Source organism: Kribbella orskensis (assembly GCF_004342085.1).
GTDB classification, from domain to species: domain Bacteria; phylum Actinomycetota; class Actinomycetes; order Propionibacteriales; family Kribbellaceae; genus Kribbella; species Kribbella orskensis.
On record NZ_SLWM01000031.1, the window covers coordinates 1 to 20,276 of the forward strand.

A 20,276-nucleotide genomic window follows, 5' to 3' on the forward strand; every position below is an offset into this window, starting at 1 on the left:
GGTGCGAATTGGACCCTAGAGAAGTCAAATTCTTCCAGTACGTAAGGGCATTCTCGCGTTCCGACCCGCTCCCTCAAACGCCCTCATCGGTGGATACGGTCTAAGTGAGGTCTATCCGGGTCGTGTGCCACAGCCCGGTCGCGGCGACTACGAGTCCGTAGAGGGCCAGGACTACGCCGCCTTGCCAGGGTTGGAGGATGTCCTGGTCGGTCAAGGTGATCTGCGTCAGCGCACTGGCCGATGGGCCCGGCAGGTACACGGTCCAGTCGGTCAGGGCTGGGATGCGGGTGACGATCGGTTCGGCGACGAACAGGTAGACCAGCAGACCGACCACGGCAGCGACCTGGTCACGCAGCAACGCGCCCAGCCCCACCCCCAGTACGGCGAAGGCGGTGACCGCGGCAATGACACTGGCCAAGGTTGCGGGGATCCCGTTGCCGACAAGCGTCGGATCGATCCCGCGTGTCTTCAGCCACGGCCACGCGATCGCGGTCACGACCGCGATACAGGCGACTCCATACGCGGCACCCACTAGCCCGTAGGTGATCAGCTTGGCGATCACCACGCGTGCCCGGTGGGGCGTGGCGAGGAAAGTCGTGGTCACGGTGCGATGGCGGTACTCGCTGGTGATGCCGATCGCCGCGAGGACCGCGACCAGCGTCTGCGCGCCTCCGACCGCGGTACCGAACAGCAGTCGCTGACCGGCCGCGGTCGCCAATGGCGGCGCGAGGGTGTCGGGGTCATTGTTGAAGGCGATGTTCAGGCTCGCGAACAACGCGGTCAATGCCATGGTGGCAAGAAGCAACCACAGCCACAGCCGGGTGGACAGCAGTTTGGCGAATTCGCCGCGAATCAGCCGGGTCATCAGGCCCCCACTTCCGAAGCGTTGCTGCTTGCCTGGTCCCGGTTGGCGGTGTCGCCGGTCAAGGTGAAGAACAGCCGTTCCAAATCGCCGTCGCTCTCGGACAGCCACTGCAGTTCCACGCCGGCGGTGAACGCCGCACTGCCCACCGCCGCCGCGTCCAGGCCACTGACCAGCAGCCGCCCGTCACCGTCCTGGTCGACCACCGCGCCAGCCCGGTCGGCGAGTGCGGCGCGCAGTCGTCGGGCTGGTGGGTGCGGACCTCAACCACAGCGCCCTGCGACCCGACCAGTTCGGCCATCGGTCCCTGAAACCGCAGCCGCCCCTTCTCGATGATCACGACATGATCGACCACCTGCTGCATCTCGGTCAGGACGTGACTGGACACCAGCACCGTCCGGCCCTGGCCGGCCAGCTCACGCAGCAGCCGCCGCATCCACACAATGCCTTCGGGGTCCAGCCCGTTGGCAGGCTCGTCCAGCACCAAGACCTGCGGGTCACCGAGCATCGCGACAGCCAGCGCGAGCCGTTGACCAGCCGACCGGTTTACCTGGACTACAACGCCACCACTCCGGTGGATCCGCGCGTTGTGGATGTGATCCAGGCAGCGCTGACGACGGACTTCGGTACCCCCTCCAGCGCTCACGCATACGCCGAGGGACCCGGTCGGTTGCTCGCGCGAGCGCGCGATCAGGTCGCCGCCCTGCTCCACGCGGCTGCAGCCACGATTGTGTTCACGGCCAGCGGCACTGAGGCCGACGCGTTGGCCGTCCGCGGTGCGGTGCTGGCCCGCGCCGACACCGTCAAAGGCCGACCGCACGTCATCACGCAGGTCACTGAGCATCCCGCGGTCCTGGCCGCATGTCGACGTTGCAACGGTGGCACGACGTTGACGTCACCTACCCGCCTGTCGACCGCTTCGGCCGCCTCGACCCCGGTGACGGCCGGGCCGCGATCACCCCCGAGACGGTGTTGGTGACCGTGATGCACGCCAACAACGAGACCGGCACCTTGCAGCCGATCGCCGACATCGCCGAGATCACCCGGCCGCGCGGCGTCCTCCTGCACACCGACGCCGCCCAAAGCGCCGGCAAGGTCGACCTCGACGTCGACGAGCTCGGAGTCGATCTACTCACCGCCGTGGGTCACAAGATGTACGCCCCGAAGGGCATAGCCGCACTCTATATCCGCGAGGATGTCACGCTCGAACCACTCATCGGCGGCGGCGGGCAGGAGCGCGGCCTGCGCGCCGGCACCGAGAACGTCGCTCTCGCCGCCGCCCTCGGGGCGGCCGCCGACCTCGCTGCACGTGGCCTCGCTGCCGATGAGGCCGCCCGCCTCACCAGGCTGCGGGATCAACTCCAGGCCGAACTCACCGAGCGGCTGCCCGCTCGCGTCCACCTCCACGGTCATCCCACCCTTCGCCTACCCAACACCCTGAACATCGGGATCGATGATGTGGTTGGCCGAGAACTGCTAGCGGCCGCACCGGACGTCGCTGGCTCCACCGGCTCGTCCTGCCACTCCGGCGACGACCAGCCATCAGAGAGCCTGCTCGCACTGGGCCTGACTCCTCGGCAAGCGGCATCGGCACTGCGGGTGTCAGTTGGCCGATGGACGACACCGCAGCAGGTCACCGCGGCCACTGACTCCCTGGCTGCCGCAATGACAACCACCGGTGGCTGAGCGGCTGCCTCCCCAGAACGAGCACACAGCACTCCCGCGTGGAACCTCGATGTCAACCCGAATGCAGATGCAGGCCACGACCGCCGAGATCGCCGAAGCAGTCTTGAGCCAGCGGTGGGGACGGCGTCAAGCGGCGCTTGCGAGGTGGCCGGGCCGACTTCGAAGTCATTCGAGGCGTCGTAGTGCGGGGTTGTCGACCTCTGCGGCCAGGACTCGCGCCGCTGCGCCTGCCGCGCGGTCTCCGAGCTTGCCACGGTGGGCGTAGGCGCGAGCGACGAGCTCCCTCATTCCGGTGCGGGTCGCCAGTGCTTCCAGGTCGTCGATCCACTGCGCGGCGTCGACGCATCGCTGCTCGATGGCGAGCGTGCACAGGGCGTCGAGGCAGTAGGCCTCCACCCACAGGTAAGCGTCGGGCAGGCGCACACAACGGTGGCGGGCCTCGGTGATCCAGCGCAGCGCGGTTGTGGTGTCGCCGCGGTGCGCGGCGACCAGGCCGAGGCCGCGACCCGCGCAGCCCTCCCAGCACGGATCGCCCAACTGGAGCGCCAGAGCATGTGCGTGCTCGTAAGCGGCCGATGCCGCGTCGACCCGGCCTTCGGCCAGATCGACATCCGCGAGCAATGCCTCGGGCAACGGCACGAACGCCGTCCAGCGTACGGCGCGCGCGCACGCCAGTCCCTCGGTGAGGCACTTGCGTGCCTCCTCGAGATCCTGGCGCAGCAGATGCACCCGTCCGGTGAACGTCCACACCCACGTCTCAACTTGGCCAAGCCGTCTCGCCTGCGCCAGACCCAGGGCTTCGTTGAAGGCCTTCAAGGCATCGTCGTAGCGACCGACATCTGTCGAGACCACGCCCTGGACAGCGAGCGCCCAGGCTCGCTCGGTTGACTCTTCACCGGCCAGCTTCGCGGCGTTCCCAAGCCACCGTTGGGCTCGGTCGTAGCGTCCCCTCAGCAGTTCGACGTAACCCAGCTCGCGATGGGCCTGGGCGGCTGACTCCGGAGCACCGATCCGACCAGCGACGCCGATTGCCTCGTGCAGGACACCGGCACCTTCGCCATCGCGTCCCCTGACGCTGTGGACCAACGCCGATCCGAGCGCGACAAGGGATTGCACCTGAAGCGGACCATCGTTCAAGTCGTGCGCGTCGGCCGCCGCCTGTCGTAGGAAGCTGATCGCCGCATCGACAGCTCCTGCATCAAGGGCACCCGTACCTGCCTCGAGCTGGGCAACCGTCGCGGTCCTGGCCGGTCGCCGATGCGGCAAGGCGCGCTGATGCTCTGGCTCCGCGGCCTGGAGAACGCCGACGCCGGGGTCGGTCCCGAGCTCGCGCCGGAAAAGCGCGATGCAGGCATCTCGTTGGATCTCGGCCGCAGGTCGATCACCGCTCGCGACATACGCCCGGATCAGAAGTTCTTGAGCATCCTCGTCGAGTGGATTGGCGGTGACAAGCCGACTGGCGAGCTCCGCCGCGCGAGCACCGTCACCCGCCGATACCTTTGCTCGCGCTGCCTCCCGGAGCACGCTCTCGGCTGCTCCTGCCAGCCGTCGTCGGCTCGCCAGCAGCCACACATCAAAGCCCGGGCAGGCCGAGAAAGTCTTGCCCTCCAAGAGGTCACGACCGAGGCCAGGCACGTCGATCGCCTGCATCCAGGTGCCTGCTGTCAGAGCGTGAACGTCAACGAATGTCCCATGCGGCAGCCGGAGAACGATCGGGTCGCCGGCAATGCTCGATCCGTGGCCCAGGAGCCGGCGCAGCTGGGTCAGGTTCCAGCTCAGAGCGTTGAGCGGATCGTTCGCGTCGCAGAACAACAGCTGTGCCAGCCACTCGCGGCTCGGCGCCGACTCCGTGATCAACAGATACGCGAGCAGAGCCCACACCTTGCGACCACGGGGGGCCGGCTGTCGATGCTCGGCCCTGACCACGTGCGGCTGCGGACCCAGCAGATGAATAGCGAGCGGTTCCGCCATGGACGGATTGTCCCACCAGCGTCGCCTGTCACAGGCCACGTCACAGAGGTTCGGCTCATGTTGCAGCACAACCACATCACGACCATGCATCACATCAAGGAGGCACCAGATGACCACAACGGAGATCCCTGTCGACAACGGCGTCAACGTCGAAGCGCTGCTCGGCGTCCGCGCCGCCCTGGCCGACACTCCGGAGATCGCCCAGTTCCAGTGGCGGTCGACGGTGTCGTGGGTCAACGGCACGCACAGCCGCTCGGACGTCGAGACCTTCTACGGCTTCGGCGACGACCAGCAGCACCACGCGACGTTCAGCTACGACGTCGACCACCCGCTGCAGTTCGCCGCACAGGACAACGGCGTCACGCCGGTGGAGTACGTCCTGGTCGCCCTCGGCGGCTGTCTGACCGCAGGCGTCGCGGCCGTCGCCCAGCAGAGGTCGATCCAGCTACGGTCGGTGCAGGCTACTCTCACCGCCGAGATGGACCTGCACGGAATTCTCGGCGCCGACCCGGACGTCCGTAACGGCTTCAGCGGCGTAACCGTCAGCTACCAGATCGACGCCGACGCCACCGCCGAGGACATCCGAGCGCTGGTCGCCCAGTCGCAAAAGCGCTCCGCGGTCTACGACATCCTCACCAACCCGACGCGCGTCACCGTTGACGTCGCCTGATCGGTTCGAGCGAGCAGGAGGCGCACCCGTGCCGAACACGACCACCGTGATCGTCGGTGCTGGCCACTGCGGGCTGGCCATGAGTCACTGCCTCGCCACTCGTTCGATTGACCACGTGGTTCTCGAACGTGGCGAGATCGCGAACTCGTGGCACACGCAGCGGTGGGACTCGCTGCGGTTGCTCACCCCGAACTGGATGACCCGGCTGCCCGGCTATGCCTACCGGGGTGCCGATCCGGACGGCTACCTCAGCGCGAAGCAGGTCGCCGCGATGCTCGAGGAGTACGCGGATGTATCCGCGGCGCCGATATTGACCGGCACGACGGTCACGTCGATGCGGGCAGCCGGAAGCAGCTACGTGGTGCGGACCGACCAGGGCACCTGGCGCGCGCCAACGGTGGTGCTCGCCTGCGGGGCGGCGACGATGCCCGCGGTGCCGGCGTTGGCGTGTCGGGTGCCGCCCGGAATCACCTCCGTGACCCCAGCGGGCTACCGCAGTCCCAGCCAACTGCCCCCGGGCGGCGTGCTGGTGGTCGGCGCTTCGGCCAGCGGAGTTCAGCTCGCCGACGAACTGCACCGCTCCGGGCGCCCGGTCACGCTCGCCGTAGGCGAGCACGTGCGCATGCCACGCACCTACCGCGGCCGGGACATCCTGTGGTGGCTGGACGCCGCGGGAGTGCTGGACGAGCGCTACGACGAGGTCGACGATCTGGTCCGAGCGCGGAAACTCCCGTCCATGCAGCTGGTTGGCGCGCCGGGCCGGACGGTCGACCTGAATGCATTGACCTCGGCCGGGGTGCGGCTGGTCGGCCGGCTGGCCGGGATCGAGAACGGAGTCGCTCAGTTCTCCGGCTCGCTGCCCAACGTGTGCGCGCTGGCCGACTTGAAGCTGGGGCGGCTGCTGGACACGATCGACACCTGGGACGGGGCGCGCGGTGAGCGGTTCGCGCCGACGGTGGTGCCCACCACACCGTTGACCCTGGACCTCCGGTCCCGGGAGATCGCCACGATCGTATGGGCGACCGGATACCGGCCCGATCTGGCCTGGCTCGACGTCCCGGTGCTCGACCACCGGCGCCGCGTCGTCCACGACGGCGGCGTGACGGCCTGCCCGGGCCTGTACCTGATCGGTATGCCGTTCCTTCGCCGCCGCAAGTCGAGCCTGATCGACGGGGCGGCGAAGGACGCCACCGAGCTGACTATGCACCTCGCCGGCCATCTCGACGGCCTGGCCGGCCACCACGGAAGGAGCGCGTCATGAACGAGCATCCCCAAGCCACGGCGATGGCCGTGGCCGTGGCCGGGCGGGACACCGTCCAGCTGGCCGCTGCAGTCACCGACACTGTCCGGCTGCGGGCGTTACTGCCTGGTGGACCGATCGAAGAGTACGGCCGCGAGGCCGTCGTCGCCCGCGTCGGTGGATGGTTCGCCGACATGGACACCGTCGATCTGGTGGAGTCGGCCGGAGAGGCGGTGGCCGATCTGCTGCTGATCCACTACCGGCTAGACCTGGCCCAGCGTGGCACCCGCTGGGCCTGCACCCAGACCGCGATCTGCAAGATCGACGACGGCCGGCTGGCCACAATCGATCTGCTCTGCTCGGGCTTCCGCGAGATCTAGGGGTGGTCCAGATGCGCAACCCTGCCCTCGAGAAATGGGGCGACTACGACCGGGACGACCCGTACCCACTGTTCGCGCAGGTCCGCGCGGGCGGTCCGGTGCACGAGGTGACGCTAGCTGACGGCCACCGGGCGTGGCTGATCGTTCGCTACGAGGAGGCGAAGGCCGCTCTCAACCACGCCGGCCTGTCCAAGGACATGCACGCCGCGCTCGCCCGCGACGGAGCGGTGGTCGCCGAAGGCCTGCCCGGCCCCGCCTTCGCCCGGCACATGCTCGGCGTCGACCCGCCGGACCACACCCGGCTGCGCCGACTCGCCTCGGCTGCGTTCAGCCGGCCGCGGATCGCGGCTCTTCGGCCACGTGTCCAGGCGATCGTCGACGGGCTGCTGGACGACCTCGAGGCGCGCGGCGACGCAGTGGTCGACCTGGTCAAGGGCTTCGCTTTCCCGCTGCCGTTCACGGTAATCAGCGAGTTGCTCGGCGTCCCGGAATCAGACCGGGACGACGTCGGGAGCTGGTTCACCACGCTGCTAGCGCCGTCGTCTGCGCCCGAGCCTCCGGCCGAGGCCGTCGCGGCCTCCGAGAGCATCGTGCGATACCTGGTCGAGTTGCTCGCCCGCAAGCGCGCCACCCCCGGCGAGGACCTAGTCACCGACCTCGTGCACGCCGCCGATCAGGACGACGCGCTGTCCGAGCAGGAGATGCTCTCCACGATCTTCCAGCTCGTCGTCGCCGGGCACGACACCACGACCAGCCTGATCGGCAACGGGACGGTCGCGCTGCTCCTGCACCCCGAACAGCGCGACGCGCTCGTCGCGGACCCGAGCCTGGTGCCGCACGCGAGCGAGGAGATCCTGCGATGGGACGCACCGGTCCAGCACTCGACGTTCAGATACACCCGGGAGGACGTCGCCCTCGGCGGGACCGTCATCCCGGCGTTCGCTCAGGTGATCATCTCGCTGGCCGCCGCCAACCGAGATCCGGACCGTTACGCCAACCCCGAAACCCTCGACATCGCCCGGGCGAACACCAGCCACTTGGCCTTCGGCCACGGCATCCACCATTGTCTGGGTGCCCGACTGGCCCGGCTCGAAGCAGATATCGCCTTCACCACCCTGCACGGCCGCTTCCCCACCATGCGGATGGCCCTCCCACGGTCGGCGCTGCGCTGGAGCCACGGCGACGGACTGGTCCTACGCGGCTTGTCCGAGCTGCCGGTCATCCTCGCCCCACAAGGGAACCCTCAACGGACGCCGCTGCAGCGATCGGCGCGCCCACCCCGCTGACCGTGGCGCGGTGTCTCAGTAAGGGTGTCCGCTGACTTGTCTCACTGTCCGGGGCTATCCGTACGCTTGGGGGTCATGACCGCGATCCGGATCGGCTACGCCCGCTGCTCAACCGACAAACAAGACCTCACCGCGTAGCGCCAGGCCCTGCTCGAGCTCGGCGTCGACGCCGTACGGATCTACCTCGACCACGGCCTCACCGGCACCAACCGCAACCGCCCCCGGTCTCGACCATGCCCTGGCCGCTGTCCGGCCCGGCGACACCCTCGTCGTCCCCAAGCTCGACCGGCTCGCCCGGTCCGTGCCCGATGGGCAAGATGTTCTTCAACATCTTGGCCACCTTCGCCGAGTTCGAAGTCGACCTGCTGCGGCTCCGGACCCGAGAAGGGATGGCGATCGCCAAGTCGAAGGGCAAGCTACGCGGCAAGCAGCCCAAGCTAACCGGCCGCCAGCAGACTCACCTGGTGCAGCTGCACGCCGCCGGTGAACACAACATCGCCGAACTGGCCGAGCTGTTCGCTGTCTCCCGGCCCACCGTCTACCGAGTCCTCGAACGCCACCGCGCCAGCACCACTGACGCTTAACCGACCTCGTTTGCCGCTGGTGACACGCTCCTTACCAGCACCCCTGGTGGTGTGGCCGCCGTTCGGGCAGCTGGCCGATCCGCGAGCGGCGAGGCGAGACGATGCCCCGGTACGGCGGACTGACCCCGCCGCGGTCCGGCTGCCGCCGGATCTGGCTGGGCCGGTCGACGTCGAGCTGACCCGTGCAGTCGAGGACATCCCGGGCCCGAACGCGCTGCCCGGCGGCAGCCGGTACGAGCCGAAGTTTGACTAGCCGCTGCACCATCGTTCGGCGCGGTGACCAAGCGAGGCTGTGGTCACTGCAGCGCAACCTGACCGATCGCTTCCCCGACATCGCGGCCGCCGCCTTACGGCAGTGGAAGCCGGCGTCGTATTGGACGGCGTTATCTGAGGTCTTGAGAGTGCCGTACAGCACGTCGACGACTTGCCGATGAAGGTCCAGTTTGTGTTGTGGGCGCTCTAGGTTCGCGGTGTCTACGACGCTGCGGGAGAGCCATGCGGGGTACAGCGGGTGGCTGGTCTCGATGCCGCGAGGAGTCGTAGACCAATGCTGGGCGAAGGCTGGTGCTGCCGGTCGAGCAGTTCTTGTCGGCACCTGAGTGATCAGCGGCGGTTGCCGAACACGGTCGCCGAGCTGCGCGACAAGCTGGCCACTGCTCGCGGCGAACTCAGGGCAGCTTGGCGGCGACCGGTCGATTCGTCCGTGGTGGACCTGTCTCAGCGCCGGCTGCAAGACGGCTAGGTCTGCTGCGTGAGAGTCTCGACATCGCCGCGATCAAGGTCTGTGCGATGGGCTGGGAATGCGCATTGTCAAGACTGTGCACTATGCCTCCGTCGAGGGAGGCCAAGGTGAGCGTGGGTGGGGTGTGGTGATCTGCGCTGCCAGGGTCATGGCGCGGATCCCATGTCGGCGGACAGCTGGGCACGCAGCCAGCCGGGGTCGAGGCCGTGCGCTGCCAGGATCGCGGCAGCCGGGTTGCACGTGCCGATGCGCCATCCCAACTGCGCCTGGCGCTTGCGGCCACGCCGACCCAAGCCGGTGCCGAACGGATCAGCCGCATCCAGCAATACCCCGTACAACAGGTGTTCCGGATCTACGTCGCGCCGTCCCTGCCTGTCCGCTGACTCGACCGCCAGGGCCAAGGCCCGCTTGGCGAAGAACGGCTTCCCACACAGCGGGTTGCGGCGTCGACCACCGCCACGCCACCACGGCCGTCGACTGGCTCGCCAGACCGCCTCAGCGACCGCGTCCGGGCCGAACGCCGCCTTCAGTTGGTGTTCGACCTGGCCGACGTCAATCCCCACCGCGCGCAGGGTTGCGGCATCGTCGCCACGCGACTGCGGGGTGCGCCCGTCCGCCGTGAGGCGCAGCAGATCGGTGCGCGCGGCCGCGAGGTCCAAGCCGTGGTCACGCAGAAACCGCTGGGCCGACCCCGCGTCATCACCCAGCAGGCCGAGCAGGACGTGCTCGTCCCCGATGTAGCCGTGGCCGAGTCCCTCGGCCTCGTCCTGCGCGGCGACCATCACGCGCCGCGCCGCAGGGGTGAGCCGATCCATCACGGCCCTCACCGGCCCCGGAATCGCAGGGCATGTTTGTAGTGCACGGCCTGCTTGGTCACACCCAGCCGGCGGGCGATGTCCCGCCAAGACCAGCCCTGCGCCCGGGCGTTGTCGACCTGCAGCACCTCGAGCACCTCGACCAGACCGCGCAGCGCCACCAGCGCGGCCAAGCCGGTCTCGGGGTCCGGGCTTGTCGCCGCCTCCACCATCTGCCTCGCCTCATCCAGCTCGACACCCACACCGTCAAGCTAGATTGACGCTCTCTGAATCGTCAAGGCTCTTTGACGCCCTTTTCGGCATGCCGGCTGCTGTCACTGCTCGGCGGACTCCTCGCCGACGCCCTCGGAATCCGCGCCGTCTACTACCCTCGGCGCAGCCCTCCTCGCCGCAGCCGCCGTCGGCTGGTCCAGCCTCCGACCACCACCTCGGGGCAAGCAACCCGGACACGCCTGACAAGTTCAGTAAAGAAGGCCGTCCCACTTCAGCTGATACCTCGACCGCCCAGCATGCCGTGCTTACAAGGCAGCTGCTCGACTACCCGAGGGACAAGTTGCCCATGGCCACAGTGTCACCCCGCCAGCCCAGATCAGAATCCCTGGCGCGGCGGCAACCAGATCAACCACGCCGTCGTGGACATGTCCACGACGCTCACAACCGGTAATACGGCAGCATCCAGCGACCGACTCAAGATAAACGGCGAGCTGCTGATGCTGGTCGACGGCCGGCTGTCCTTCGACGCCTTGCAGCGCCGCCTCGTCACGGCACCGGCCAAAGCGAGGCAGCTGGTCGCCGCCGTACCGGCGTCGTACGTCGCGTTCGACCTGCTCGCGGTGGCCGGGGTCGACCTGCGCACCCAGCGGTGGACTGTCCGCCGCGGCCGACTTGAGCAGCTCGCCACCAGCTTTGCGCCCCCGCTGCAGCTGACACCGGTCACCGCGGATCTCGAGGAAGCCCGGGAGTGGTTTGACGTATTGCCCGCGGCGATGGGCGTCGAGGGTCTGGTCGTGAAGGGCGCGGCCACCCGGTACGTCGGAGGCCGCCGCGAGTGGCTGAAGGTGAATTCTCTAGGGGTGGGTAGTGCACGGTCACGTCGCCGGGGGTGCCTTGTGCCTGGTCAGGTGGCTGGCGTCTGGTGGGTTGCTGTGCGCGACAGGTGTCGCGGACCTGCGGTGGTGGCGTGATGGTGGATCTGCCGGTGGGGCTGGCTGGGCCGGTGGACTTCGAGCTGGCTCAAGCGGTGGAGGCGTTGCCTGGGGAGAAGGTGCTGCCGGGCGGGTCGAGGTATGAGCCGAAGTGGGATGGCTTCCTTCACTGAACCTGTCAAGCAGGTCACCCGGTCCGGCCACTTCGGATAGGCCGCTGGAACTCCTCCCAGCCCAATTGAGCAGGTTGACGCGGGCGTCCTTGTCGGGGGAGGCGACAGGTCGGGCGGGGCTAATGAGCGTATCGGGTGCGAGCGACCCGGTTGCGTGACCCGCCGACGACATCACCTATGTAGCAGAACGCGAACTTGGTTTCTGATCTCCTGCACGATGTCGTCGACCGGGTTGGCGATGTTGATTGTCGCGGCCATGCTGACGAACATGATCGCGGAGATGATGTGCGCGAGCGTCGCGGCGTCGACGGAGCTGATGCGCTCGTTTCGCTGTAGTACGTCGGCGATCGCCTGTTCGGTCTGCACGGTCAGGACGAGCGCATCGCGGTGGTGGGGCTCCTCGGGGTCGCCGAAGACGATCTCCCGCAGGTAGGTCCGCCCGTTGTCGATCTGTTTGCGGTTGCACTCCACGACAGGGCGGATGATCGCCATCACCGCGTCGAGCATGTCGGGGATCTTCTCGGCCGCCGACCTACCTTGTGAGAGTGCCTCGGCGTAGGTGGAGTTCTGCACGAGCAGGAGGAGCTCGCCCTTGGTCTTGGCGTAGAGGAACAGCGTGCCCGCGCCGATGTCGGCCTTGTCGGCGATCTCCTGGGTGGTGACCTCGTCGACGCCGCGCTCGGCGAAGAGCTCTCGGGCGGCGGCGGTGATGCGGTCGAGCTTCTGCTGCTTGTTCCGCTCGCGTCGGCCGACTGATTGGGAGTCGAGGGGCATGCCTGCCGTCCTTGTCTGCTGTGGGCTCCTGCTGGGTGGACTCGAATGTGCCGGCGCTCATTCTTCCACGGCGACGAGAGGAGCCGTCGTGTCGCGGAGTTCCGGATAGAGCGCTTCGAGCGGACCGCTCAGTGCCGCCTTAACCTGGGCGGTCAGCTCGTCGGCGATGACCTCGTACTCACCGGCCTCGACGGCGTCGTAGACCTTGGTCACGAGCTCTGTCGGCTGCATCTTAGGCCCGTCCGCGTGCGCGGCCATGCGGGTCTCGACGTAGCCCATGTGCACACCGGTCACGTGGACGCCTCGGGGTGCGAGCTCGAGCCGCAGCGAATTGGTGGCCGACCAGAGCGCGGCCTTGCTGGCGCTGTAGGCGCCGCCGAACCCGTACCAGCTCGCAACCGAGTGCACGTCCACGAGAACGGATCGCGGCTTGGCGGCGAGGACCGGCGCGAACGCACGGGCGAGGAGCACAGGCCCGAAGAAGTTGGTCTCCATGTTCGCCCGGATGTCGGTCTCGGTCACCTCCAGCAGGCTTGCGTTCGGCGGGAGGGCGCCCGCGTTGTTGATGAGCGCCGTCACGTCCGGCGCTGCGGCCACGGCCGCGGCGATGGATTCGGCGTCGGTGATGTCGAGGGTGAGGGGGACGATGCGGTCGTCGTCCCAGGTGCGAGGAGTGCGGGCCGTGGCGTAGACCTTCGCCGCGCCGCGGGCGAGAGCCTGGTGGACGAAATGGGTTCCGATACCGCCGTTTGCCCCGGTGACCAGGACGACTGTTCCGTTGAGCGAAGGCATGTTCATGTTCTTTTCTGTTGTGGGGGTCGCCGCATGCGGGCGAGCGATGCCGCTATTGCTGGTAGTGCGGCAGGATGTCGCCGTTCTTGACATAGGTCAGGGCGGCGGTGACGTCGTACGCGTGGACCGCGGAGGCGAGCGGTGTCAGCTGGTTGGACAGTTCCTCGATCACGTTGCTGGTGAGGAAGGCGTCCCTTGATGCGGTGTCGGTGAACCCGAGGATGAGGGAGGCGTGGAAGTGCTGGTCGTGGGGGTTGTCGTGTGCGACGTTCGGGGTGTCCCAGAGCTTTTCGATCCAGGGCAGGAACGTCTGCGTACGCAGCTCGTTGAGCACTCCGGTGCCGGCGAGTGCGGGAACGAGCTGGTTCTTGATGAACTTCCGGAACTCGCCGGCGCCGACCCCGTCCCTGCGGCGGAGGTAGACCAGGGCGCGGGCACCGACTGTCTCTCCTGGGCCCGCGACGTCGTACCAGCGCGATGAGTTCGGTGGGCCGGTGTAGAGGAGAGTACGGCGGAACACGTTGATCTCGTCCTTGTAGGCCAGCTGCGTCTGCTTGCGCCCTAGCAGGGGTGAGAGCGCCGAGTGGAAGGTGACTTCCGCGACGCCGTCGATCTTCCGGTCGACGGGGATCGAGGTCTCCACCTCGTCGGTCACCGGCCACCGGCCCGGGTTGTCCTCGGCCAGGTGGATCTGCCGGTACTCCTCCAAGCGCGGAGTGGCGGAGATGATCTTCGAGTGCGGGCCCTTCCAGTAGTCCATGCCGGTCTGGCGGGGCTGATCGGTGCGCACCCAGAGTGGAATCGAGGAGGTGAGGTGCTTCTTCACGCCCAGCTGCGCGGCGGACGGTGACGTACTCATGGTGTTGCCCTTCCTTTCCTGGTCGGGAACGTGCGGTTGCAGTGTTCGGGTGGTCATCGGGCGAGGAACTCGACCGCGACGGGGGCGAACTTCTCGTGGTACTGGAAGATGCCGCCGTGACCGGAGTCGGGGTAGATGATCAGCTCGCTGTTCTTGATGCGTCGGTGCAGGTCCTCGGAGAGCACCGAGGGCACCATCCGGTCGTTGTCGCCGTTGGCGATCAGGGTGGGCTGGGTGATCTTCGACAGGTCGGCGGGGGCCGAGCGTCCCCACTTCTTGATCGCCTTGAGCTGCGTCTGGAACCCCTTCAGCGCGATCGGCGCGTCGCGGTCCGTGGTGCGCTCCTCGAGGCGCTGCACGAATGCGCGGGCGGCCGGCTTGCCCGTGGCGTTGCGGTTGAAGAACAGGAACTCCTTCGGGTCCGACCGGGTCAGGGTCGCCCGCAGGATGTCGTAGTAGGTGGTGCCGGCGACCTTGTCGATGTCCTTCCCGCCCGCGGGGCCGGTGCCGGTGAGGACGAGCTTGCGGACCAGGCCGGGGTGCTTCACCATGAGGGCCTGGGCGATCATGCCGCCGAGGGAGAAGGAGAAGATGTCGACCTTGTCGTAGCCGAGCGCCTTGATGAAGGTCACGGCGTCGTCGGCCATCGCCTCGACGCCGTCGGGAACGCGGCCGGTGGAGGCTCCGACGCCGCGGTTGTCGAAGGCGATGACGTGGTGCTCCGCGGCGATGGAGTCGATGATCCGGGGATCCCAGTTGTCGAGGGTCGCGGCGAGGTGGACGAAGAAGACGACGGGGATCCCGCCCTTCGGCCCCAGCTCGCGGTACGCGTAGGTGACGCCGTTGGCGTCGACGGTGCGGGCGGGCGCGTCTTTGTAGGCGGTGATGACGTGGTCGTTCGTGTTCATGACGTTCTCCTGTTCCGTGGGTCGTGCGTGATGTTTGTCAGGCCCTGCTGATGACGGCCTTGCCGCGCCGAGCTCGCGGGCGAACGCCGAGTCGGGCGGGCCGGCGATCCCGATCGCCTTGCCGCCGGGGCGCAGTACGCGGAGCGACTTCTCGAGGTTCTTCCCGCCGAGGCTGTCCAGTACCAGGTCGTACCCGTTGAGGAGCTGTTCGAAGTCCTGGGTGCGGTAGTCGATGACAATGTCCGCCCCGAGCTCGCGCACGAAGTCGACGTTGCCGGTACTGACCGTGGTGGCGACTGTGGCGCCGAGATGCTTGGCGAGCTGGATCGCGATCGTCCCGACTCCGCCGGCGCCGGCGTGGATGAGGACCCGCTGCACCGGCTGCACGTTGCCCCGCTCGACCAGCGCCTGCCATGCGGTCAAGCCCACCAGCGGCAGCGAGGCCGCTGCCTCGAGGCTGACCGATGCCGGCTTGAGCGCCAGGTCGGCCTCGGCTATCGCGATGCGCTCCGCGAACGTTCCGATGCGGTCCTTGTCGGGCCGGGCATACACCTCGTCGCCGAGCGCGAATCCCCGCACCTTCGCGCCGACGCCGATCACCGTTCCGGCGACGTCGTTGCCGAGGATCTGCGGGAGCTTGTACGGGAGGATCTGCTTGAACTCGCCCGCCCGGATCTTCTCGTCGAGCATGTTGAGCCCGGCAGCCTGGACCTGTACGAGCACATCGTGCTCCCCGACCACGGGCTCGGGCACATCCGCTTGCTGCAGCGGTCCCTTGTACTGACTGACGACGAACGCCCGCATGGCGACTTCCTTCTCGTTCCTTGACGTGCCCTGAACCAATAATCTGAGTTAACTCAATAATGAGTAGACTCAGTTAACTTGTCAAGGGAGCCCACAGAAGAGGCGGTCGGACGCTGGCGGCTGCGCGGGGTTAGGGCGTCGGCTCCGCGACCACGACGGGCCGAGGTGGTTGTGGAATATGCCCGTGGCGGAACCCGGATCTCTGGTGGCTCAGACTGGCGTTGTGGACGATCTGTCGGCTGACCTCACCGGACCGGTGGGCCTGGAGCTGGCCAAGGGTGGTGGAGCAGCTGCCCCGGCGAGCAGGGCCAGCCAGGCGGATCCCGCTTCGAGTTGAAGTGGGATGGGTTCCTTCACTGAACCTCGTCCAGCCGGTCGACGGATCGCGGTCGCCGTGCCTCGGGTTGGCCGGAATTGTTCGATCGCCCGCGCGGAATGGCAACGGGCGCCTCATTCTGGTGGCGGCTGTGGGGATCGGGTCACCACCAGTAGGCGGGCTGTGTGGTGTAGGGCTCTTCGAGACGGTGGATCTCCTCGCGGGTGAGGTCGATATCCATCGCTGCATGCGCGTCGACGAGGTGGTGGGGCTTGGTTGCCCCGACGATCGGGGCGGAGATCACGGGCTTGGACAGGAGCCAGGCCAGGGCGATCTGAGCCATGGGCACTCCGCGTTCTTCGGACACTTGCTGGACGGCGTCCACGACGGGGCGATCGACGTCGAGGTCGAAGGTCTTGGCGACGTGGTCGCTGTCACTGCGCTGGGTGTGCTGGCCCCAGGGTCGGGCCAGCCGGCCTTTGCCCAGCGGTGAGTACGGTATGCAGCCAACGCCCATGTCTGAGCACATCGGCAGCATCTCGCGCTCTTCCTCACGCTTGAGCAGGTTGTACTGGTCCTGCATGGACACGAACCGCGTCCAACCTCCGAGGTCGGCCGCGTGCTGGAGCTTGGCGAACTGCCACGCCCACATCGAGGACGCCCCGATGTAGCGGACCCTGCCCGTCTTGATCACATCGTGCAGCGCTTCCATCGTCTCCTCGACTGGCACCTCAGGATCGAAGCGATGTATCTGGTAGAGGTCGATGTAGTCGGTGCCTAGGCGCGTCAGGGACGCGTCTACCTGTTCGAGGATGGCTTTTCGGGACAGGCCGGATCCGCCCGGGCCGTCATGCATCTTTCCGTAGACCTTCGTGGCCAGCACGATGTCCTCGCGGCGGGCGTACTTCTTGATCGCGCGCCCGACGTATACCTCCGAGCTGCCGCCGCCGTACCCATTGGCGGTATCCCAGAAGGTGATCCCGAGCTCGACGGCTTGCTGGAAGAACGGCTGCGCCGCCTCCTCGTCCAGAGTCCATTGGTGGAAACCCGGGTCGCCGAAACTCATACACCCCAACGCGATCCGACTGGTCTTCAAACCAGTCTGTCCAAGTCGTCGCTGGTCCATCCTGCCCTCCGGTCAGTGTCTGTGGTGTGTCGCAGCTCGCCGCGGACTCCCGTGAACGGTCGCACGTCACCCTCTCCGCCGGGCATCTGGGTTAGCGGTTGACTAGCTCGGGTGGGTCGGGTCGTAGCGGTTCCCGTGGACGCCGATGCGTTGGGCGAGGGTCTCGAGTAGCGCGGGCGGCGACGAGCAGGCCGACAACGGACGCCGTGATGCCGGCGGTCATCAGCGCGGCCATCGGAACGGCTGTTGTGGCGCCGCCGAGGCCGGCGATCGGCGCGATCGTTCCGGCGGCGACCCATTGGACGAAGCCCTGCAGGGCAGAGCCGGTGCCGGGATGATCAGATACGGCGGTCGACGCGAGAGCGCCGCCGTTGGGAATGATGAGTCCCTGGGCTGTCATCAGGACGAAGAAGCACACGATTGCCAGGCTCAGTGGTGTCTCGAACCACAGGGCTCCGGTCAGCATGGCCGCGCCCGCACAGAGAGCGGCGAGCTGTCCAGTCAGGATGACCTTGCGGGTGGAGACCCGTCCGGCGAGTCGGGCGGCGACGAGCGCTGCCACTGTCATCCCGGCGGCGTTGGCCGCGAAGTCGATGGAGTACGCGACCGGTGAAAGGCCGTTCATGGTCTGCAGCACGAACGCCGAGGTAGCGACGTAGGCGAACAGCGCGCCCATCGCGGCCCCGGCGACCAGCAGGTAGCCGACGTACTCGCGATTGCCGAGAACGATCCGCCCGACAATGAGGAAGTTCCGCAGGCCACCGGCGTGACGGCGTTCGCGCGACAGCGATTCGGGCACTGTCACCACGACGGCCGAGGCCATCGCGAGTCCCAGTGCAGCAACGAGCCAGAACGAGACCCGCCAGTGGGACAGCTGCAGGATCAACCCGCCGAGGAGCGGGCCGACGATAGGAGCGATGCCGCCGACGGCGGCGATGACGTTCAGTACCCGGACGAGTTGGGCGCCGGTCGCCAGGTCGACGATGATCGCCCGCCCAATCACCATCGCCCACCCACCGGCGAATCCCTGGACGAGCCGGGCCACTGTCATCACCGCGATGGTCGGCGCGAGGGCGCACACGATCGAGGCCGCGGTCATGGCTAGCAGCGCCGTGAGCAGCGGGATCCGCCGGCCGCGTTGATCCGAAACGGGCCCGCCGATCAACTGACCGAGTGCCATGCCGACGAAGAACGTCGTCAGCGTCAGCTGGACTTGCGTCGCGGTGGAGGACAGCTCCCCGGCGACCCTAGGGAACGCCGGGACGTACATGTCGGTGGCCAGCGGCGCGATCGCGGTCAAGAACACCACGGTCGCGACCAGCCCAGCGGTCAGCCGGGCCTGGCGGCGTGCCTTCAGCAGCGGTGGCGTCGACCAAGCGACATCCGGGGGCAACGGAACCTGTTGCATCAAGCCTCTTCAGGTAGCGGGTGGTGTCAACGCTGGAGCTGGACTGTGATGGAGCCGTCCATGTTCGCGATGCGCTCGGCGGCGTCATCGTGCATGTGGCCCAGGACGACGATGCCGTCGTAGTAGGACTGGTCGCCGTAGTAGAGGACGAGGTTGTTGCCGGGGGCGTAGTAGCCGACGTCGCCGACGTCGGGGTCCGCGCCGGCCGGCTGACCGTCCAGGGACAGTGGGGTGGGCAGGGGACCTGTCTTCTCCACGGCACCGTGGTCGCTCATCTCGACGGTGAGCGGAAGTTGGGGAGCTAGGTCGCGAGTGGCGGCGCTGTCGTCGAGTGTGGCTTGGAAGTGCTGATCACCGATCGTGATTTGAATTCTCATCCGGTCCTCTTCGGTACTGCGCGTGTGCTGTGAGCTGGGCCGGGTCGATTGCTGACCGTCGGCTGGCGATCCGGTCGGCGGGTCGACGGGAGCGCTGCGGGTCGGTGTCGCGGGTCGAGCGACGTCGCCGGTGGTTGAGTCGGTTCCGCAGGCAGCCACTACCAACACGACAGTTGAGGTCAGTAAGACGGCGGCGGTCCTGCGGACGGCCTTCATCGGTCCTCTCGTGGCAGGCAAGTTCGGTTGGATCAGACGGTGAGAAGGACCTTGGTGGCGGTCCGCTGGTCCATGGCTCGGTAGCCCTCGGCTGCGCGGTCCAGGGGCAGGGTGAGGTCGAAGACTTTGCCGGGGTCGATCTTGCGGTCCCAGATGAGCTGGACGAGTTCGGGCAGGTACTGCCGGACCGGGGCGGGGCCGCCGTGGATGTGGACGCCGGCCATGAACAGTTCGTCACCGGGTATGGCGACGTCGTGGGAGACGCCGACGAACCCGACGTGGCCACCGGGCCTGGTTGAGTGAATGGCTTGCATCATGGCTTCCTGCGTGCCGACCGCCTCGATGACCGAGTGGGCTCCGAGTCCGTCGGTGAGGTCCTTGACGCGGGCCACGCCGTCGTCTCCGCGCTCTTCGACGATGTCGGTGGCGCCGAACTCCTTGGCTAGGGCTTGGCGATCGGTGTGGCGGCTGAAGGCGATGATCCGCTCGGCTCCAAGCTGCCTGGCAGCCAGGATCCCCAGCAGCCCGACGGCGCCGTCGCCGACGACCGCAACCGTCTTACCCGGGCCGGCCTGGGCGGCGACGGCGGCGAACCAGCCGGTTCCGAGTACGTCCGAGGCCGCCATCAGCGACGGAATCAGGTCCGGGTCGGGCATTCCTGGCGTGGCGACAAGAGTGCCGTCGGCCAGCGGGATGCGCGCCCGCTCGGACTGGGTACCGATCGTGCCCATCAGGACCCGGTGCACGCAGTACGCCTGGTAGCCGGCCTGGCAAATCTCGCAGGTGTTGTCGGAGGCCCAGAACGAGCCGACGACGAAGTCGCCGACCTTGACGTTGCGCACGTCCGACCCCACTTCCTCGACGACGCCGACGTACTCGTGGCCCATGACCTGGTGGTCAACGGGCTCGGCGCCCCGGTAGGGCCACAGGTCGCTACCGCAGATACAGGTCGCCGACAGCCGGATGATCGCGTCGGTCGGCTCGACGATCTTCGGGTCCTCGCGGTCCTCGACCCGTACGTTCCCGGGGCCGTGCATGACTACCTGGCGCATCGCGCGCTCCTCCTCATGTTGACGTTGAGACCCCAGCAAAGGGGCCACATAGCGAGTGAACTCGGCAGGCCATCGATGGAGAAGTCACTG

At 67.7% G+C, this 20,276-nt stretch carries 19 protein-coding genes and 5 pseudogenes; 10 read left to right on the top strand and 14 right to left on the bottom strand.

Annotated elements, in window-relative coordinates:
* Positions 1-100: 100 nt before the first annotated feature.
* The 3 genes and pseudogenes from EV644_RS39835 to EV644_RS48005 all read right to left on the bottom strand — a co-directional run.
* Positions 101-865 (bottom strand): ABC transporter permease, encoded by a 765-nt coding sequence (locus EV644_RS39835; protein ID WP_132196189.1) that lies wholly within the window; start codon positions 863-865, stop codon positions 101-103.
* Positions 865-1,104 (bottom strand): annotated as a pseudogene (locus EV644_RS39840) (DUF8746 domain-containing protein); the annotation flags it as partial. The pseudogene EV644_RS39840 and the gene EV644_RS39835, both read right to left, overlap by 1 nt.
* 194 nt (positions 1,105-1,298) lie before the next feature.
* Positions 1,299-1,370, bottom strand: a pseudogene (locus tag EV644_RS48005) (ABC transporter ATP-binding protein); the annotation flags it as partial.
* A gap of 87 nt (positions 1,371-1,457) precedes the next feature.
* On the opposite strand from EV644_RS48005, the pseudogene EV644_RS45740 reads away from it, so the two are divergent.
* Positions 1,458-2,548 (top strand): annotated as a pseudogene (locus EV644_RS45740) (cysteine desulfurase family protein).
* A gap of 165 nt (positions 2,549-2,713) precedes the next feature.
* Here the strand turns inward: EV644_RS45740 and EV644_RS39850 are convergent.
* Complete coding sequence (locus EV644_RS39850) at positions 2,714-4,636, bottom strand: AfsR/SARP family transcriptional regulator (RefSeq protein ID WP_199240291.1); 1,923 nt, start codon at positions 4,634-4,636, stop codon at positions 2,714-2,716.
* Here EV644_RS39850 and EV644_RS39855 point away from each other — a divergent pair.
* From EV644_RS39855 to EV644_RS39880, 7 genes and pseudogenes are all read left to right on the top strand, one after another.
* Positions 4,629-5,189, top strand: coding sequence for an OsmC family protein (locus EV644_RS39855; protein ID WP_132196193.1), 561 nt, complete (start codon positions 4,629-4,631; stop codon positions 5,187-5,189). The genes EV644_RS39850 and EV644_RS39855 overlap by 8 nt on opposite strands.
* 28 nt (positions 5,190-5,217) lie before the next feature.
* Positions 5,218-6,450: an NAD(P)-binding domain-containing protein gene (locus EV644_RS39860; protein WP_132196195.1), complete on the top strand. Its 1,233-nt coding sequence runs from the start codon at positions 5,218-5,220 to the stop codon at positions 6,448-6,450.
* Positions 6,447-6,809 carry a hypothetical protein gene (locus EV644_RS39865; RefSeq protein ID WP_132196197.1) on the top strand — a complete coding sequence of 121 codons (363 nt, stop codon included), beginning with the start codon at positions 6,447-6,449 and terminating at the stop codon, positions 6,807-6,809. Before EV644_RS39860 ends, EV644_RS39865 begins: the two co-directional genes overlap by 4 nt.
* A gap of 269 nt (positions 6,810-7,078) precedes the next feature.
* A pseudogene (locus EV644_RS39870) lies at positions 7,079-7,924 on the top strand (cytochrome P450 family protein); the annotation flags it as partial.
* A gap of 409 nt (positions 7,925-8,333) precedes the next feature.
* Positions 8,334-8,451, top strand: a pseudogene (locus tag EV644_RS46930) (hypothetical protein); the annotation flags it as partial.
* Positions 8,452-8,484: 33 nt separating this feature from the next.
* Positions 8,485-8,679 (top strand): helix-turn-helix domain-containing protein, encoded by a 195-nt coding sequence (locus tag EV644_RS46935; RefSeq protein ID WP_241999369.1) that lies wholly within the window; start codon positions 8,485-8,487, stop codon positions 8,677-8,679.
* A 19-nt stretch (positions 8,680-8,698) separates the two neighbouring features.
* Positions 8,699-8,932 (top strand): hypothetical protein, encoded by a 234-nt coding sequence (locus EV644_RS39880; protein ID WP_132196201.1) that lies wholly within the window; start codon positions 8,699-8,701, stop codon positions 8,930-8,932.
* A gap of 635 nt (positions 8,933-9,567) precedes the next feature.
* Here EV644_RS39880 and EV644_RS39885 read toward each other — a convergent pair.
* Together EV644_RS39885 and EV644_RS39890 are read right to left on the bottom strand one after the other, a co-directional pair.
* Complete coding sequence (locus EV644_RS39885; RefSeq protein ID WP_132196203.1) at positions 9,568-10,236, bottom strand: Clp protease N-terminal domain-containing protein; 669 nt, start codon at positions 10,234-10,236, stop codon at positions 9,568-9,570.
* 8 nt (positions 10,237-10,244) lie between these two features.
* Positions 10,245-10,478 carry an RNA polymerase subunit sigma-70 gene (locus tag EV644_RS39890; protein ID WP_132196205.1) on the bottom strand — a complete coding sequence of 78 codons (234 nt, stop codon included), beginning with the start codon at positions 10,476-10,478 and terminating at the stop codon, positions 10,245-10,247.
* Positions 10,479-10,874: 396 nt separating this feature from the next.
* On the opposite strand from EV644_RS39890, the gene EV644_RS39895 reads away from it, so the two are divergent.
* Both EV644_RS39895 and EV644_RS47375 read left to right on the top strand, forming a co-directional pair.
* Positions 10,875-11,420 carry an ATP-dependent DNA ligase gene (locus EV644_RS39895; protein ID WP_199240292.1) on the top strand — a complete coding sequence of 182 codons (546 nt, stop codon included), beginning with the start codon at positions 10,875-10,877 and terminating at the stop codon, positions 11,418-11,420.
* Positions 11,420-11,554, top strand: coding sequence for a hypothetical protein (locus tag EV644_RS47375; protein ID WP_255511459.1), 135 nt, complete (start codon positions 11,420-11,422; stop codon positions 11,552-11,554). The genes EV644_RS39895 and EV644_RS47375 overlap by 1 nt, the downstream gene beginning before the upstream one ends.
* Positions 11,555-11,725: 171 nt before the next feature.
* On the opposite strand, the gene EV644_RS39900 is transcribed toward EV644_RS47375, so the two are convergent.
* The 8 genes from EV644_RS39900 to EV644_RS39940 form a co-directional block, all read right to left on the bottom strand.
* Positions 11,726-12,328, bottom strand: a complete 603-nt coding sequence (locus tag EV644_RS39900; RefSeq protein ID WP_132196209.1) for a TetR/AcrR family transcriptional regulator — start codon at positions 12,326-12,328, stop codon at positions 11,726-11,728.
* 57 nt (positions 12,329-12,385) lie between these two features.
* Positions 12,386-13,120, bottom strand: coding sequence for an SDR family oxidoreductase (locus EV644_RS39905; protein WP_132196211.1), 735 nt, complete (start codon positions 13,118-13,120; stop codon positions 12,386-12,388).
* A 52-nt stretch (positions 13,121-13,172) separates the two neighbouring features.
* Positions 13,173-13,979 carry a strictosidine synthase gene (locus tag EV644_RS39910; protein ID WP_132196213.1) on the bottom strand — a complete coding sequence of 269 codons (807 nt, stop codon included), beginning with the start codon at positions 13,977-13,979 and terminating at the stop codon, positions 13,173-13,175.
* Positions 13,980-14,032: 53 nt separating this feature from the next.
* Positions 14,033-15,691 carry an alpha/beta fold hydrolase gene (locus EV644_RS46940; protein WP_241999363.1) on the bottom strand — a complete coding sequence of 553 codons (1,659 nt, stop codon included), beginning with the start codon at positions 15,689-15,691 and terminating at the stop codon, positions 14,033-14,035.
* A 479-nt stretch (positions 15,692-16,170) separates the two neighbouring features.
* Entirely contained in the window at positions 16,171-17,133 is a 963-nt protein-coding gene (locus EV644_RS39925) for an aldo/keto reductase (RefSeq protein WP_132196215.1), read from the bottom strand.
* Positions 17,134-17,224: 91 nt separating this feature from the next.
* Positions 17,225-18,541, bottom strand: coding sequence for a multidrug effflux MFS transporter (locus tag EV644_RS39930; RefSeq protein ID WP_132196217.1), 1,317 nt, complete (start codon positions 18,539-18,541; stop codon positions 17,225-17,227).
* A gap of 26 nt (positions 18,542-18,567) precedes the next feature.
* A complete protein-coding gene (locus EV644_RS46945) occupies positions 18,568-18,918 on the bottom strand; it encodes a cyclophilin-like fold protein (RefSeq protein ID WP_241999364.1) in 351 nt (116 codons plus the stop codon).
* 248 nt (positions 18,919-19,166) lie between these two features.
* Entirely contained in the window at positions 19,167-20,186 is a 1,020-nt protein-coding gene (locus EV644_RS39940) for a zinc-dependent alcohol dehydrogenase family protein (RefSeq protein WP_132196221.1), read from the bottom strand.
* Positions 20,187-20,276: the final 90 nt, after the last annotated feature.